Source organism: Sphingobium sp. BS19 (assembly GCF_027925545.1).
GTDB lineage: Bacteria > Pseudomonadota > Alphaproteobacteria > Sphingomonadales > Sphingomonadaceae > Sphingobium.
Window position 1 is genome coordinate 34,543 of record NZ_BSEF01000018.1, and the last position, 15,820, is coordinate 50,362.

A 15,820-nucleotide genomic window follows, 5' to 3' on the forward strand; every position below is an offset into this window, starting at 1 on the left:
GGGAACCTGCGTGGCCCTAGCCCTGTCGCTGGCGTCGGGAACGGCGGCGGCGCAGGAACCTGCGGGCTACGCATCGCCTTTTGCCGATACGTTGCCGACCCGTGTCTTTCCGCTGTTCGCCATGATGCGGACAGCGGATGGCTGGGAAAAGGCATTGCGCAACGATAGCGTCCTTCAAACGCTGACGGTCCAGCGCGCGGCACGGATACCCCAAGGCACATGCACGCCGTTGCCGCAATGTCTGGCCGATGCATGGGTCTGGACCGACGCGGACATTGCTTTGGTCCAGACGCGGTTGCGACTGTTGATGGGCGATCCAAAGCTGGCGCAAACGCTGGTGGCGCGGCAGATGCGGCCTTCCGGTCGCTTCGCGCGATATTCGGCTTTGTCCGACGCCGACCTTGTGGCGACGGCCTGGGCAGAAACGGCGGCCGCAACGAATCGGGTTATCGCTGTCTATGCCAAGGGGGTCGCACCGCGCTATCCCGTCATAGACTCGATCATATTCAACACGGCCCTGCCGCAGATGGCTGACATCTTAAGCGCACATGGCGTCGCCACTGCAGCACAGGTAAAAACCGACGACCTGTTTTTCGACCCGTCGCTGCGATATGCGGCAGGTTTGCTGCAAATGAACGAGCGTATCGACGCTGGAAATTTCCGGCCTTTGCTGGACGGAGAAAATGCCCAAGCCGTTCGCGCGGTTGGCAGGATGAACTGGCGTGCCAAGCCCTATACCGCGCTGCTGGTATTTGGGCATGGGCCGGAGGACACGCAATCGCACACCGGCGTGATGGGACATATCCGCTTGTCGATCGCAGCGGACATGTTCGCACGGGGCGTTGCGCCTTTCATCGTCGTGTCGGGCGGGAATGTGCATCCCAACCGCACGCCATTCAACGAAGCGGTGGAGATGAAGCGACTGCTCATTACGCAATATGGCGTGCCCGCCGACCGCATCCTTATCGAACCGCATGCGCGGCACACCACCACCAACCTGCGCAATTGCGCACGCCTTTTGCTGGCGACAAAGTTTCCGACCGACCGACCCGCTTTGGTCGTGTCGGATCATCGCACTATCCAGTATATCGGCAGCGATGTGCTGGCCCAGCGCAATCTTGTGGAAATGGGTGTTCAGCCCGGTCGTTTGGCACCGGGACCGGATCAGTTCACGCTGTCATTTACACCTGACCCAATCGCTTTCCACGTCGAAGCAACCGATCCGCTCGATCCATGAACCGGATGGTGATTGCCCTGCTGGCCGCGTTGGTATTCGGCAACGTTGCACAAGCCGCCCCGGCGCGCGAACCAGCGCGGATGGTCGATCCTTTCGTGGGGACGCTCGCGGATTTCGGACAGCTCAGCCCGGCGGCGGTGGCGCCTTATGGCATGGTGCAGCTTGGCCCCGATACCACGCCAGCCAATCATGCGGGCTATGACTATGCCGCCACGCAACTGACCGGATTTTCGCACACGCGCGGCGTCGGTGTCGGCTGTGGCGGGGCGGGCGGCGATGTGAAGGTGATGCTGGCCTACGGCGATCCTGCGCCTTCGGCGCCCATCGACAAACGGCGCGAGCACGCTCATGCGGGCTACTACAGCGTCCGCTATGGCCCCGGCATCGTAGCCGACATGACCGCCACGCGCGGTGCAGGCAGCTTGCGTTTCACTTTGCCGAAGTCCGGGCAGGTCACCGTGGTCGTAGCTTTCGATCGCGGCTATTCCAAACGCATCGCGGCCCGCTGGCAGGCGCAAACGGACGGCGATCTCCGCGCGAGTTTTTCGGCAGGCACGGTATGCGACGTCGGCACCTATCACCTCCATTCCGCGACCCGCCTGACACATAATGGCAAAGCCGTGGCAGCCGTCTGGCAGGGCGACGCAGCAACGGATGCGCGCGTGATGCTCAACGTGCGCGGCGGCGACATAGTCGAGTTGCGTACGGGTCTTTCGTCGGTCGATCCATCTGCCGCAGCAGCCGTGCGTGACAGCGAATTAGGCAATCGTCCCTTCCAGGCTATCGCCGCCCAGACGGTGGCCGATTGGAACAGGCAATTGTCGCGCGTCACCATTGGCGGCCCGCCGAAGCAGCAGGCGCTGTTCTATACATCGCTGTTCCGCGTAATGCAGTCGCCGGTCGCCATCGCCGATCCCGACGGTCGTTTTCGCGGCAGCGACGGCGTCGTCAAACAGCTTTCTCGCGGCGATCAGCATTATACGAGCTGGGCATTGTGGGACAATTATCGCACGCAGATGCCGCTCCTTGCGCTGATCGATCCGGAGCGCGCCGGACAGATCGCACGCTCCCTCGTTCGGCTTTATCAAAGCGGCAAGAAACGCTGGGCCACGCAGACTGAGCCGTTTCTGACCGTTCGTACCGAACATGCGGGGATTGCCCTGCTGGACTTCCGGCGCAAGGGCATCGTCGATTTCGACGCGAAGGCCGCGCTGGCGGGGATGGTGACCGAAAGCGCAACGCTTGCCCGCAAGACGCCTGACGAACAGATAGAGGCAGCCTATGACGACTGGGCCATTGCTGAACTCGCATCGGACCTGGGTGAAACTGCCATCGCGCAGGATTTCCGGACGAAGGCGCTCAGCTATCGTTCGATGTGGCGCGCAACCTTCCGCGACCTTGGCGATGACGCCGACATCGTTAAGGCGCGAGGGCTTTATCAAGGGACTTTGGCGCAATATCGTTGGGCTCCCGTATTCGACCTGCCGTGGCTGGCACAGACATTGGGACCGAAATTCCAGCCCGAGCTGGAGCGCTTTTTCGCTGATAATCTGTTTAACATGACGAACCAGCCGGACATTCATGTGCCCTATCTCTTTGCGTGGGCCGGCGATAAGGCCGAGACAGAACGGATCGTGCGCCGCTACATCACCCAATCCGTACCCCATCGCTATGTCAATTCGGGCGTCCGACCTCAGCCATGGGTGGGGCATAGCTTTGCGCTATCGCCGCAGGGTTTTGCCGACGGGATGGATGACGACGCCGGCACAATGTCAGCGTGGTACATCTGGGCGATGCTTGGCCTTTATCCCTTGACGCCGGGTGAGCCGCGTTACGTCATCACCACGCCAATTGCGCAAAACATCCGGATCAACGGCAGGGCTTTGGCCGATATGGCCTTTCAGCAATCGATCTTCCTGTCATCGCTCCGTTCTTTAGGTGGTCGATGATAATGAAGTGCGCCGCGGGCCAGATGGTTTAACGCCCAAAACAATGGGGCGGCAGACCTTTAGCGCCGGAATCCATTTCGCAGAGCGCCCCGTCATATTCGGACTTTGATAAGCCCGTGGCAGCGGAAGACACGAACATTTAATCGAGCGTTCAGCCAGCAAAAACAATGTTGGTTATCTGGCGCGCGGGCAAGGTGATGGTCTTTTCCAGTTCCCATTCGGACGTGAATCGGCTGATGCCTTGAGGTTGTCGGAGGTCAGATGGGTATCATTCAATCGAAGTTGCGTCTCCGCCACACATTGCGGGGAAAAGCCGGCGCAAGCTCAGTGCGCACTCAGGGAGCGAAATGGCGGAGACGGAGTCCGCCTAACTAGCGTCCAGCCGCATCCGTATGCCGCCACAATAACAGCTAAAATAGGCGGGTTTAGTGAAGTTCCGGCCCTTTTCCGTCCGAATGCGTCCCGTTGCGTTCCCATAAAACCGCGCTATTATAGGGGAGCGGTTATGGGAACGCTCTGCTCTTGGTGCCATGGTGGCTCCACTTAGGCAGGTTCGGTTCCCGGACAGGGAGCCATAATGCCTAAGAAGCTCAGCAACGCGCTCACCCCCTTGGCGGTGAAGAATGCAAAGCCCGGTCGCCATGCCGATGGTGGCGGGCTGCATTTGCTGGTGAAGGAAAGTGGTGCCCGGTCATGGGTCTATCGCTTCATGCTCAGCGGCAAGTCGCGGGACATTGGCCTTGGCGCGGCTGGACCGGATGGCATTTCCCTAGCCGATGCACGCGACGCCCGCGACGCGCTGCGCCTCAAGGTGAAAGCCGGGATTGATCCCCTTGAGGAACGCCAGCGGGAAGCCGCTGAGACACTGGCTGCGGCTCAGGCGGCTCAGGTCGCCGGAATCACGTTCAAGGCCGTGGCGGAAACCTACATCGGTGCGAATGAGGGAAGCTGGCGCAATGACAAGCACCGGCAGCAATGGAAGAACACGCTGGCCACCTATGTCTATCCAGTGATCGGGGAATTGCCCGTTGCCGAGGTCGGCACTGCCCACGTCCTGCAAATCCTTGAGCCGATCTGGAAAGCCAAGGCCGAGACTGCCAGCCGTGTGCGAGGCCGGATGGAAACGATCCTCGATGCCGCCAAGGCGCGTGGATACCGGGAGGGCGAAAACCCGGCCCGGTGGCGCGGCCATATCGCCCAAATCCTGCCTGTCCGTTCCCGCCTCACACGCGGCCATCACAAGGCTATGGTCTATGATGCGATCCCAGCATTTGTGGGAGAACTGCATAAGCGGGAGGCCGTCGCGGCGCTGGCGCTGGAATTTACCGTCCTGACCGCTGCTCGCACCGGGGAAGTAATCGGCGCGAAGTGGGATGAGGTTGATCTGGACAAGGCGATCTGGAGCATCCCGGCCATCCGCATGAAGGCGGGCAAAGAACATCGCGTGCCCCTGTCGCCGCGCGCCGTGGAGATATTGCAGTCCATGCAAGGACTGGGCAAGGAATGGCTATTTCCGGCAATCAAGGGCGGGAGCATGTCGGGCATGGCAATGTCGATGCTGCTGCGCCGGATGAAAGTTGACGTGACCGTGCATGGCTTCCGTTCGGGTTTCCGCGATTGGTGCGCCGAATGCACCGGCTATGCCCATGAGGTTGCGGAAATGGCCTTAGCGCACACTATCGATAACAAGGTTGAGAGGGCTTATCGGCGCGGCGACCTATTCGACAAACGGCGGCGGCTCATGGACGATTGGGCTAATTATTGCGCCACGATCCCGGCGGCTGGTGCCAACGTGACGCCGATCAGGAAGGTGGAAGCCGGATAACGTTGCACCGAGCAAATAGGCGCGATGAGAGCGGGCCAACTCGGCATATCATTCTCCCGGAAATATCACTTTGATCCTTGTATCGGGAGGAAGGTCGCCATAGTCAGTTTGACTGAACGCCCAAGTGCGCAAAAACTCTGTGACAGTCTTGCGTGCGCTTTCGCGAGCAAAGTCTTTCATTTTCTGGCTCTTAGCCAGCTTTTCCAATTCAGGACTAATCGACTTTAATGCCCGGTCACGCGTGCCCCGATCCGGCATGAACCAACAGCTTTCTTCAGCGCCTTTCCGCAGCTTCGCAGAATTGAAAGCTACTGGCAAAGATGGATCGAGATCAGGAACGCGCGCAATCAAAGTTCCGTCATAGTAGCGAAGGGGCCAACGCTCCCCCAGCCTCAAACGATAGGTGATTTTGTAAGGAGCATCCCAGCTTGCCTTTTCGCGACAATAGGGGATAGCTTGTCCTAGAACAGTCGGGTCAGACGATTTAGGAAATGACCGAATGCTGGTGACTGACGCAACTTCAAGCATCCCCCCTTTGATGCGAACCACAACTGGAAAATCGACGTCGCTTGATTGCCCTTCCGCAGGCACGTCTTTCGAAGAGAAAAGGTCCGGGACTAGGCGCGAGATTGCGAATGGCAGCGCAAGAAGTGCGATAACCCCAATTGCCAAGACAGCGACGAGTCTCTCGAACTTTTTCAAAATGGTGCCCCCAATCTCGCGCGACATAAGTATGCTAGGCCCCTTGGCCTTGGCAACAAAGATTGCGAAAGTGATGCCATGCCCAACCGTGGCGCGGACTATCCGATCACCGATCCCGGCAAATATGAGGATGGTTTCTGCGTGCGGCTGGTAAGCCGCGACATGACGTCATAGATTGAAGGCGGGGATAGGACGGCCATCCGACAAGCACGCTTCCCACGTGCTTCCCCGTCACCTTTCGGGAATCGCTAGGGAGGCGGCTGCATGTTGGACGAGTGGACCCCGATACAGAATGTGCAGATTGAGGGCGGCCCCCAAGCCATCGAACGTCGCCTGCATGACGGCTTGCTAATCGCACGGGCCAAGCTCGCCATGATCTTCTATTATCCGTTGGATGAAGAAAAAGGCGGCATTGATTACGCCAACCCAGTCACAGAACGATATGACGACCACGATTTGCCCGCGAGTGCATGGGGAAGGCCGCCGCTAGATCACAAGTCGAGTTTATGGGCCACGGGAGAGGCAACGTGCACTTGGTCGCTTGATCCTGCGTATGATGTAGAGCGCACCACGTTGTATCAGGTTGAGTTACGCATCGCTGAGGCTGGATCGCTTCCGCCCCCTCCCGCCTTGAGAGTTGCCCCCGCTCCTGCCGCCGATCCCCAGCCGCAAGCCGTAAAGCGCAATGAGGGTGGCCGCCCCCCTTTGTATGATTGGGAGCGAGCCGTTGCGGCCATCGTATTTCAATGGGCAGACGAAGGCAGTTGGCAACCTGTCTCGCAGGCCGACGTAAAGAATAGGCTAGAAGAATGGTTTGCGGCGAAGGGCGGATACCCTTCAGATAGTTTGCTCAAAACCCGCGCTCGGTGGCTTTTTGAGGAATTTCAGCACCGCAAAGGCGAGGCCAATAACTTCGCCACCTGAAGTTTCTGGCCGGATACTGCCCCCTTACAGGCCGACAACCGAGGGCGTTCGCCAGCATCCTTTCGCATATCGCCGGGCATCCCGCCACGGCCAGACTGCGAAAGGAAATGCCCCATGGCGGCCATCCAACACGAGCCTCCCAAGATCGCCTACAGCATCAAGGAGGCCTGCCGGGCCTCCAGCCTTGGCCGGACGACGCTTTACAATCATATTTCGGCTGGTCGCCTTCGCGCCGTTCGCGTCGGTGGACGGACGATCATTCCCGCCGCAGCGCTGCACGCTCTGATCGCTGGGGAGGCATGAGCCATGAAAAACAAAACCCCTTCCATTACTGGAAAGGGCTTTGACGCAAGCTTGGCCGGCACCGCGTTGAAGCCTTCTAACCTGTATCACTATCAAACTCAATTCGTGATGCTGGCTCATGCCATCCGCCCGGAGTTGGCAGCAGTCATTGCCGCGCTCGCTTTCACCGGAGGCGCACATGGCTGAGGACAATTATCCTTTTGCGCCCGGACATCGTGGCGTGGAAACCAGCATGGCTATGGCAGCCGTTATCGCGCCCACGTTGCGACACAAGCAACGTGCTGCGCTGGACTGTATCGAAAATGCAGCCGATGGTCTCAACTCATGGGAATTGGCGAAAGCTATGATGTGCCGGGTCAATCAAATACAGCCGCGCACATCGGAACTGGCGCGCATGAATTTGATCCGGGACAGCGGCAAACGTCGCCCAAATGAATGGGGCAATCTAAGCATCGTTTGGGAGGCGGCGCTATGATCGACCTTCATGCAATTCGCCAAGCCAATCCATTGCCTACCATTGTGGGGGCATCGGTGAAGTTACAGCGTGCCGGGAATGAGTTTAAGGCATGTTGCCCGTTCCATCCTGATCGTTCCCCCAGTTTCACGATCTTTGCGGATGGCGAACGCTTCCATTGCTTCGGCTGTGGCGCGTCGGGTGACGTGTTGGACTATGTGCAGCGCCTGCATGGTGTTGGACTGATTGACGCCGCCGAGATTCTGGGCGAAAGCAATCTGCCCATTGTCACCGTGCGTGTCGCAGATACCGCGCGCGTGAACCGCACAAGCGAGGCAGTCGCCATCTGGAATGGTGCCAAAAATGCCGCAGGGAGTCCCGTAGAACGCTATCTGACGTCGAGGGGCGTAAACCACCTGCCATCGTCAATTCGATTCCAGCGACTCTCCTACGGCAAATCTGAGACTATCCCTTGCCTCATTGCCGCCGTGCAGGATCTTCATGCGCATATCGTCGGTATCCAGCGCACCTATCTGCGTTCCGATGGCAAGGGCAAAGCTGATGTGCCGAAACCAAAACTATCGCTGGGAAAGGTGTCAGGTGGGGCTGTTCGACTTGGCCAGATTGGCGAGAGTGGTATCGTCACAGTCTGCGAAGGGCTTGAGGACGGATGCACCCTTACTCAAGAATTGGGTGGGCCTGTCTGGGTTGCCGCTGGTGCGAGCATGCTGCCTGCCATGCAATTTCCTTCTGGCGTCCGTTCTGTTGTTATCGCTGCGGATAATGACGATGCAGGAACAATTGCTGCGAACAAAGCCGCTGAAGGCTTCATGTCACGCGGGCTTGTGGTGCGGATTATCCGGCCACTGGAGGGCTTCAAGGACTTCAATGCCGAGTTACAGGGGAATAGGTCATGAACACTCTGTCGCTGTCTGACAGGCTGGAAAATGCCCCTGCCATGGTGCTGGATGGCGTTACGATCCGGGCGACACCATACAGGTGGCGCGATCCTACAAGCATTCCCGTGCGCCCATGGGTCTATGGCCGATGGTTCCTACGCGGTACCGTCGCCTGCCTTATTGCTCCCGGTGGTGTTGGCAAATCAACGCTGATTGCCGGAACGGCTTTAGCAATGGCGAGCGGCGATCCATTATTGGGAAAAACCGTGTGGGATGGCCCTAAGCGTGTTTGGCTATGGAACCTTGAGGATGATCTGGACGAACTTTCGCGCTCGATTCAGGCAGCGGCTATCCACCATGACATTGCCGCATCGGTTCTTAACGATAAGTTGTTTGTGGATAGTGGGATGGAAGGCATGGCGCTTTGCACGGCCACCGAGACGAACGGGCAATTCAAGCTCTTGGTTCCAGTTTACGAGGCACTGTCGGCGGAACTGGTAAGGCGTGGAATTGACGTGCTGATCGTCGATCCGTTCGTTTCGTCCCATGAGGTTGAAGAAAACGCTAACAGCAAAATCGACAAGATTGCGAAGGCGTGGGGGCGTGTCGCCAAAGCAGCCAATTGCGTCATCATTCTGGTGCATCACACCAGCAAGGCCGGTTCCAGTGAGGTCACTGCCATGTCAGCACGCGGTGCCGTGGCGCTGATAAACGCGGCACGTACAGCACTCGTCATCAATCGGATGGACGAAAAGCAGGCTGAGCGGCTGGGCATTCCCGACAATGAACGCCGCCGCTATATCATGGTGCAGGACGACAAGCATAACCGAGCACCAGCCGAGAAAGCAGATTGGTATCGCCTCGCCTCCGTCGATCTGGGCAATGGTGGCGGTGGAAACATTTTGCCCGGTGACAATATGGCCGTGGTCGAGCCTTGGTCGTTACCTGATCCATTCGAGAATGTGACATCTCGCCATATCGCGGAAGTACAAGCGCGGGTGGCTGTGGGCGCATGGCGGCAAAGCCCTCAAGCTAAAGATTGGGTGGGCCATGTCGTCGCGGACGTGCTTGGCCTCAATGCCAGTGACAAGGCGGACAAGGCACGCATTTGCGCGCTCATGAAAGCCTGGATTGAAAACGACAAACTCAGAATTGAGCAGATGCCCGATAGCAAAAGGGAAATGCGTCCATTCGTCGTCGTCGGTGAGCCGGTGAAGCTATGAGTTGCCGCACCCAAAACAGGTGGGGCGCGGCAAGGTGGGGCGGCGGAACATACCAGACTGCCCCACTACCCCACCCCCCTTTATAGGGGTGGTGGTGGTGCGGCGGGGCGAAGGCAGAAAAACAGGTGCGGCTAAATCGAGGTACTGACATGACGGCGAAGGTTTATGATCCCGACTTTGGAAAGACCGGCTTTGCGCGCCACCTTTTCCGGCTCCGCTTCCGACGGCTCAAGTTGAGCCAACGCGAATTTTCGGAACGGTTCGCGCTGTCCTATTCAGTCGTCCGCGACGCTGAACAGGGAGCGAAGTCCACGCCATCTCTCAGGCTGATCGTTGCTGCCATAGCACGCGATCCGGTATTCATGGCAGCGACGGCCAATGACGCCCGGCGTCCCTGTACCTGTGGCGAAGGGGAGCCTTACGACTGTTGCGAAGGGACGGGCGATACCGGGGGACGGTAATTTCTACACCCCAACGCGCGTGCGCGCGAGAGGAAGGATATATGGGCAGGCACTACAAGGGCGTGGCCGATATGCTGGCGCTGTTCCATCGGGCTGCTGAGGTAGAGCGCCAATGGGCCGAACACGCGGCCACCTTGCCCGACGATGACAAGCGGCAACTGTTCCGGGAATGGTGGGCCGAGGCCGAGGCAGCGCAAGCGGCTGGCCGATATGTCCGAAGCTGCCCCCGCTACCTTCGCGGGCTGACTTGCGGGGCGCGGAAAAAGGACGGGACGCGCTGCCGGTCGGCCACGCTTTGCGCCAATGGACGATGCAAATTCCACGGCGGCGCATCCACCGGGCCTCGCTCGCCAGAGGGCCGCGCGCGGGCGCAGGAAAACCTCAAATTGGGTCGCTTGAAACGCGGGGACTCATGGAGTTGAAAAAATACAGGGATTGTTTGACGCATCCCGCGCGCGCGTATCTGCGCAACCGACGATCAGAGGCGACGCTTCGGCTGTGGCATCGGTACGTGCTTTAGCCCCGCCAAACCCGGATTTAGCACAAGCGTATCAAGGTCGAACTCTCCGAGTGGGGACATGCCATTATGCTTTAACATAGCTTGGAAATAGTCGGCTTGGTTCTGCCATTCGCCCTTCGCATCGAGGATGACGTAGGGAATCGAACTGCGCGCTTCATCATCGGATATGTGGCGTCCTCTTTCTTCGGCGGAAGCCTTGGCGTGGTCGATTATCTCCCACGATGCTGACTCGGTCATTTCGTCTATTTTCCGGGCGCACCAGTCAGAAAAATGAATGAACAGGTGCCGCACTATCATGTGCTTGCGGTAAATCCGCACCAATCCCGCCAAGGTAATGATCTCCGCGACGGACAGCGCAATTTCCAGATTGGTCATACTGCCCCCATTTCTTCACATTGCCCTAGCAGGCTGGGGCAAGATGCCAACTGTAGGCCGCATCGCCAAGGCTGCGGCCCGATGCCTATTGGAAGTTGCACGACTGGTGCGGGAGACTGACTAGCCCCGCCACATCACTGCCACAGCCAGCGCCCCAATAAGCCACGGCAATAGCGTCGCAGCCTTTTCGACGACTTTCATCCGGTCGGAAAGGTTCCTGAGTTGCTGCTCAATTTTGCTTTCGTGCGTCTCGGTATCCTCGTCCACCATCCATTCGGCTGTCGGGCGCGGATCAAACCATTTCCAACGCTTGTGAAGCTGTTCGCACCGCCGCTGATAGCGGTGCAAGTGACTGCCGTTCAAGCATTCTTCCTCGAAGATTTTCCGCTGCTGCTTGTTCATCAACACATCGTCATTGGTCATCGCGGCGAACACGAATGCCTCTCCGTCCTTTTCATGGCCCTCTGTAATCGCCTTCGCATCAAGCTTCGCATTCCCATAGTATGCGCAGCGCCGCGCAATATCGTCTGCATCAGCCGTTCCGTGGATAACGACTTCTTTCTTGCCGTAACTCTTTCCGTAAAGCGCCGCGATCAGGCACCGAAATTCCGCCCGCTCAGATAGGCCGGTGTCAGTGTACTTGTCCCGGTCGCTTGGCTTCTCTTCCTCCCCGTTCTCGTCGAGAATCCACCGCTCAAGAACCGCATCAATGCTTTCTTCGTTGCTGACTTGATCGGGAGCGAGTTGCTTCAGAAGGTAACTGAGGCTCCATAACCATTTATCCGAAGTGGGAACGGTGCCCAGCATTGCGAAAATGGCCTTGTGGAGGTAGTAATGGCCCATGTCCGGGCCATGCTCATCGTCATTTCGCGTATGCAGACGTTCATTGCGACCGCTCATAGAAACGAGCTGTCGCCGCCGATCCTCGTCCATCCCTTCGCAGAATTTGTCCCCTCGGTAGAGGGCAAGCAGCACATCATCAGCGATAGTCGGATTCAGGATCAAGGTTTCCGCTTCGATCCAATCGCTACTGGTCATTACAAAGGCCAGTTCCGCTTCCCCGATTGTGTTTTCGGGGAACCGGCTCAAAAACCCTTTGCTGTCGATTGTTTCGTTTGCGAGGACGGCCAAGCGTAGGCCTTGCCTGTATTGCCCATCTGCCCCGTCAACTGGGGGAGATTTACCCTTACGGTACAACTCCCCAATGGTTTTGTGCGACGCCCCAAAGCTGGCTATGGCTAAATCAATGAGAGGATCGTTCCGTGCGGCCAGGCTGGCTTCAAGCTCTTCGCTGGCAGCTGTGTAGGGCGATGCTTGAACGTCTGCGCTGTAAGATTTGAGTTCCTCGTAAACAATGGCAGGAGGGGCGATCAAAAGCCGGGCTAAGCGCGTTCGCTGTTCAATTTGGCCCATTCCCGACTTCCCCCGCAATACGTCTACGCAGCAACCTTCCAGCCGCCGCTATCTTGTTCAAGCGTAATGCGGGCGTCGCTTTCCTCAAAGTCGGAATCCACCAGCCGCTCGATCATGTCGCGGATATGGGCGTTGCCCTCATTCAATTCCCGGTAGATCGCACGAATGAAGCGATCAGCAATCTTCGGCTGGCCTCCCCGCTTTTCCCATAGAGCAACCGTCTGAGCCTCATTGCCAAGCATGGTGGCCAACTTCGCTTGGCTCAGGCCCATCTCTTGGCGAATGAAGCGCAATTCCGTCCCGGTCAGCTTTCCGCCCTTGTTGACGATCCCATGCGCAATGGCACGATGCAGGCCCTCCATGTCATGGATGGCGATACCCGGCCCATAGGGCGTGTCGTGCTCATCGTAGCCGTTCGCCAGCCAGACGTTGCGAAGGCCGCACTCCCGATAATGATACATGCTCGCCTCCTAGAAAACGGTGATGACGATTGCCCGCTTGGGAACGTCAATCGCCACCGCCACGTCCAAATCCTTACCCGCGACGCGGTGCGTCACAGTCAGTTTCCAATTCCCGTACACGTCCAGCGCCACCGGCTCGCTTGCGATCCCGCGTTGCAGGCAGGTCAAAACCTGCACTGGGGAAACCTTGCGTTGCCGCATTCGCTGCCGGGCGTGATGCGTGAAGATCACTTGGGCACTGTCCTGTGCAATCTCTCGAAGGACTTTGAGCGCCGTTGCGTCGTTCATCCTCAGGGGAACCGGCTCTGCCATAACCCATAATTATTATAGGTTGCTTGCTTTAGCAAGCGGAGAGGGAGGTGGCTTGCAAGCAAGTCACAGTAATCCGCGCAGTTTGTATCGCGCTGCGCGGCTAGAATCGCAGGATTCAGCCAATGTCACGGCGGGTGACGTTGAATTGATTTGCGGTTGCGCAAGGCAAGTCAATCTGACTGAGAAGTGACCATCGGCCAAGGGGCGCACAAATCTGCCATTTCTGGCCGCGATTTGTCGCGTACGGTGTGAGGCCATTTATTCACCCATGCGGACCGGAAACACGGCCCGAATTGGACTGCTCGACCTGCACTGCCAATCATTCGGGATAGGGCGAGCGGCTGGCGCGCATGGTCCCTGCCATGGAAGCCGATTTGTCCGAAGGCGTCCGGCTTCAAGCAAGCGTTCTATCGGGGAGCGGTTTTGGGAACAGAGGCCTTGATTTGAAAAAATATCAATAAAATCAAGGCAGGGTGGCGGAGACGGAGGGATTCGAACCCTCGGTAAGGAATTATCCCTACGACGGTTTAGCAAACCGTTGGTTTCAGCCACTCACCCACGTCTCCGCATGGCTCGAAAGAAGCGCGCTGGGTGCTTCCGGGCTATCGAGCGTCGGGCTATAGCGAGCGTCATCGAGCATGGCAACGGCGTCCCAGCATTTTTCATCATATCGTGTGTCGCCGGTTAAAACGACAATGTCCCAGTACAAAAGGATTCGTTCCGGCGCGAAATCGACTCATGTTGCCGTTCGTTCATTGCCGTTTCATGTGCAGGCCCTGATAGCATAGGCCTAATGGGCGCACCGGGTGCGGTTGGGGAGAATTGTAACATGCGCAGTTTGACGATGCTTGCAGGCGCAATTGCCTTGATTTTGGCCCCAGCGGCCACAGCGCAGATTCGAAACGTCGATCCCAATACACAGATCGACGCGGATTTGGCGCCCGTTCCCTCCGGGCGAAACGACAATAGTCCCCCGCTGGAGGTCAACGACCCACCAGCCGATGCGATAGGCTCGGCAACCCCGCCCCCCCCGCCCGCCGTCGTGACCGAAGACGGCGCTCCCGCTACTGCGACGGGTGCGCCCGTTACGCCGAACTCTCCCCCGGCCGCACCGTTGCCAACGGCATCCTACCAGAAAGACGATCTGATCGGGGCAGCCGAAGGCGTTTTCGGTAAGGGTGCCGCGGGCCTTGCCGGGATCATCGAAAAAGTTCTGAAAGATCAGGGCCAGCCCAATGCCTATATTGCCGGACGCGAAGCTTCCGGCGCGTTCGTGGTAGGTTTGCGCTATGGCTCAGGGACATTGACGCACAAGATCGAAGGAACACGTGACGTCTACTGGACCGGTCCGTCGATCGGTTTCGACGTGGGCGGCAATGCGTCCAATACGTTCGTCTTGGTCTATAATCTCTACGATACGCAGGATCTCTATCATCGCTTCCCAGCGGGAGAAGGCGGCGCCTATCTGGTGGGCGGATTTACTGCCAGCTATCTGCGCTGGGGCCAGGTGGTGTTGATCCCGATCCGGCTGGGCGTGGGATATCGGCTTGGCGTCAATGCAGGCTATATGAAGTTCAGCGAAAAACGAAACTGGCTGCCGTTCTAAATAGCGAGCACCAACTGGGCCGGGGCAGTGTCCAAAACCCCGGCCACAGGTTCCAGATTATGCACCCCAAGCCCCAATAGCCGCGCGCCCATGCGCAGAGGTAACTCGCCTTCGAGCAAGGCGCGCCCTGTCGCGGCGAGTGAGGAGGGATCGGCTACGGCAGCGGGGAACGACCGCGATCGCGTGATGATCGCGAAATCCGCGAACTTGATTTTCAACGTCACTGTGCGCCCCCGCATATTGGACGCCTCGATCCGTGGCCACAGTCGTTCCGTTATAATATCGAGCTCGGCGATCAGCGCGTCGCGGTCCGTCAGGTCGGTGCCGAACGTATCTTCGACGCTGATCGACTTTGCGACTTCGCGCGCACGCACCGGGCGATGGTCGATCCCGCGTGAGGCACCGTGGTAATAGTCCGCCATGCTGCCGAAATGCTGTTTCAGGAAAGGGAGCGGTTGCGCTCTTAAATCCGCGCCGGTTTCGATCCCCAGCTTTTGCATCTTGGCCGCGGTTACCGGGCCGATGCCGTGGAACCGGCGCACAGGCAGCGTGGCCACGAACGCTGCGCCCTGATCGGGCCGGATGACACAGATGCCATCGGGCTTGTTCTGATCGGATGCGAGCTTTGCGATCAGCTTATTATAGGAGACGCCCGCAGACGCCGTCAGCCCCGTTTCGGCGCGAATCAACCGGCGGATTTCCTCGGCAATCTGCGTTGCCGTGCCCAAACCTGCCTTGTTTTCCGTGACGTCCAGATAGGCTTCGTCGAGGGACAAGGGCTGGATAACATCGGTGAATTGCGCGAAGATGGATCGAATCTGGCGCGATACTTCGCGATACACATCGAAGCGTGGGCGGGCGAAAATCAAGTCAGGACACATGCGGCGTGCCCGTGCACCGGGCATTGCGGATCGCACGCCGAATGTCCGTGCTTCATAACTGGCTGCGGCGACAACGCCTCGTACGCCACTGCCCCCCACGGCAACGGGCTTGCCGCGCATTTCGGGATGGTCGCGCTGTTCGACCGATGCGTAAAAGGCATCCATATCGATATGGATGATCTTGCGATTTTGAGGAGTGCCCTCGTCCATAGGAGAAATTATGGCACAGATGGCGGAAGAACAAAAGCAATACAGTGCCATCGACCATTGCGGCC

General features: G+C 58.4%; 18 protein-coding genes and 1 tRNA gene. 12 read left to right on the forward strand and 7 right to left on the reverse strand.

Annotation, left to right across the window (positions count from 1 at the left end):
• Window positions 1-10 precede the first annotated feature (10 nt).
• From QMG56_RS18265 to QMG56_RS18275, 3 genes are all read left to right on the forward strand, one after another.
• Complete coding sequence (locus QMG56_RS18265) at window positions 11-1,237, forward strand: YdcF family protein (RefSeq protein WP_281823871.1); 1,227 nt, start codon at window positions 11-13, stop codon at window positions 1,235-1,237.
• On the forward strand, window positions 1,234-3,186 hold the full coding sequence (locus tag QMG56_RS18270; protein WP_281823873.1) for a glycoside hydrolase domain-containing protein: 1,953 nt from the start codon (window positions 1,234-1,236) through the stop codon (window positions 3,184-3,186). The genes QMG56_RS18265 and QMG56_RS18270 overlap by 4 nt, the downstream gene beginning before the upstream one ends.
• A gap of 577 nt (window positions 3,187-3,763) precedes the next feature.
• Window positions 3,764-5,011, forward strand: coding sequence for a site-specific integrase (locus tag QMG56_RS18275; RefSeq protein WP_281823875.1), 1,248 nt, complete (start codon window positions 3,764-3,766; stop codon window positions 5,009-5,011).
• Window positions 5,012-5,059: 48 nt separating this feature from the next.
• On the opposite strand, the gene QMG56_RS18280 is transcribed toward QMG56_RS18275, so the two are convergent.
• Window positions 5,060-5,740 (reverse strand): hypothetical protein, encoded by a 681-nt coding sequence (locus QMG56_RS18280; RefSeq protein WP_281823877.1) that lies wholly within the window; start codon window positions 5,738-5,740, stop codon window positions 5,060-5,062.
• A gap of 267 nt (window positions 5,741-6,007) precedes the next feature.
• Between QMG56_RS18280 and QMG56_RS18285 the strand changes: the two genes are divergently transcribed.
• The 8 genes from QMG56_RS18285 (at window position 6,008) to QMG56_RS18320 (ending at window position 10,399) form a co-directional block, all read left to right on the forward strand.
• On the forward strand, window positions 6,008-6,637 hold the full coding sequence (locus tag QMG56_RS18285) for a hypothetical protein (protein ID WP_281823879.1): 630 nt from the start codon (window positions 6,008-6,010) through the stop codon (window positions 6,635-6,637).
• Between the two features lie 114 nt (window positions 6,638-6,751).
• Window positions 6,752-6,940, forward strand: a complete 189-nt coding sequence (locus QMG56_RS18290) for a helix-turn-helix domain-containing protein (RefSeq protein ID WP_281823880.1) — start codon at window positions 6,752-6,754, stop codon at window positions 6,938-6,940.
• A 3-nt stretch (window positions 6,941-6,943) separates the two neighbouring features.
• Window positions 6,944-7,126: a hypothetical protein gene (locus QMG56_RS18295; protein ID WP_281823882.1), complete on the forward strand. Its 183-nt coding sequence runs from the start codon at window positions 6,944-6,946 to the stop codon at window positions 7,124-7,126.
• Window positions 7,119-7,415: a hypothetical protein gene (locus tag QMG56_RS18300; protein ID WP_281823884.1), complete on the forward strand. Its 297-nt coding sequence runs from the start codon at window positions 7,119-7,121 to the stop codon at window positions 7,413-7,415. Before QMG56_RS18295 ends, QMG56_RS18300 begins: the two co-directional genes overlap by 8 nt.
• Entirely contained in the window at window positions 7,412-8,311 is a 900-nt protein-coding gene (locus tag QMG56_RS18305) for a CHC2 zinc finger domain-containing protein (protein ID WP_281823885.1), read from the forward strand. Before QMG56_RS18300 ends, QMG56_RS18305 begins: the two co-directional genes overlap by 4 nt.
• A gap of 41 nt (window positions 8,312-8,352) precedes the next feature.
• Window positions 8,353-9,516 (forward strand): AAA family ATPase, encoded by a 1,164-nt coding sequence (locus tag QMG56_RS18310; RefSeq protein WP_281823887.1) that lies wholly within the window; start codon window positions 8,353-8,355, stop codon window positions 9,514-9,516.
• Between the two features lie 149 nt (window positions 9,517-9,665).
• Complete coding sequence (locus QMG56_RS18315) at window positions 9,666-9,977, forward strand: hypothetical protein (RefSeq protein WP_281823889.1); 312 nt, start codon at window positions 9,666-9,668, stop codon at window positions 9,975-9,977.
• A 41-nt stretch (window positions 9,978-10,018) separates the two neighbouring features.
• Window positions 10,019-10,399: an HGGxSTG domain-containing protein gene (locus tag QMG56_RS18320; protein ID WP_281823891.1), complete on the forward strand. Its 381-nt coding sequence runs from the start codon at window positions 10,019-10,021 to the stop codon at window positions 10,397-10,399.
• 56 nt (window positions 10,400-10,455) lie between these two features.
• Here QMG56_RS18320 and QMG56_RS18325 read toward each other — a convergent pair whose 3' ends face one another.
• The 5 genes from QMG56_RS18325 to QMG56_RS18345 all read right to left on the reverse strand — a co-directional run bounded on the left by QMG56_RS18325 (window position 10,456) and on the right by QMG56_RS18345 (window position 13,624).
• On the reverse strand, window positions 10,456-10,872 hold the full coding sequence (locus QMG56_RS18325) for a hypothetical protein (RefSeq protein ID WP_281823892.1): 417 nt from the start codon (window positions 10,870-10,872) through the stop codon (window positions 10,456-10,458).
• 120 nt (window positions 10,873-10,992) lie between these two features.
• Window positions 10,993-12,285, reverse strand: coding sequence for a hypothetical protein (locus tag QMG56_RS18330; RefSeq protein ID WP_281823894.1), 1,293 nt, complete (start codon window positions 12,283-12,285; stop codon window positions 10,993-10,995).
• 23 nt (window positions 12,286-12,308) lie between these two features.
• On the reverse strand, window positions 12,309-12,746 hold the full coding sequence (locus QMG56_RS18335) for a DNA-binding transcriptional regulator (RefSeq protein ID WP_281823896.1): 438 nt from the start codon (window positions 12,744-12,746) through the stop codon (window positions 12,309-12,311).
• 9 nt (window positions 12,747-12,755) lie between these two features.
• Window positions 12,756-13,058 (reverse strand): DUF4258 domain-containing protein, encoded by a 303-nt coding sequence (locus QMG56_RS18340; protein ID WP_281823898.1) that lies wholly within the window; start codon window positions 13,056-13,058, stop codon window positions 12,756-12,758.
• 474 nt (window positions 13,059-13,532) lie between these two features.
• Window positions 13,533-13,624, reverse strand: a tRNA-Ser gene (locus QMG56_RS18345).
• A 263-nt stretch (window positions 13,625-13,887) separates the two neighbouring features.
• Between QMG56_RS18345 and QMG56_RS18350 the strand changes: the two genes are divergently transcribed.
• Window positions 13,888-14,664 carry a DUF1134 domain-containing protein gene (locus tag QMG56_RS18350; RefSeq protein ID WP_281823899.1) on the forward strand — a complete coding sequence of 259 codons (777 nt, stop codon included), beginning with the start codon at window positions 13,888-13,890 and terminating at the stop codon, window positions 14,662-14,664.
• Here the strand turns inward: QMG56_RS18350 and dinB are convergent.
• A complete protein-coding gene (gene dinB / locus QMG56_RS18355; RefSeq protein WP_281823901.1) occupies window positions 14,661-15,755 on the reverse strand; it encodes a DNA polymerase IV in 1,095 nt (364 codons plus the stop codon). The two genes, QMG56_RS18350 and dinB, sit on opposite strands and share 4 nt — an antisense overlap.
• Between the last annotated feature and the right edge of the window lie 65 nt (window positions 15,756-15,820).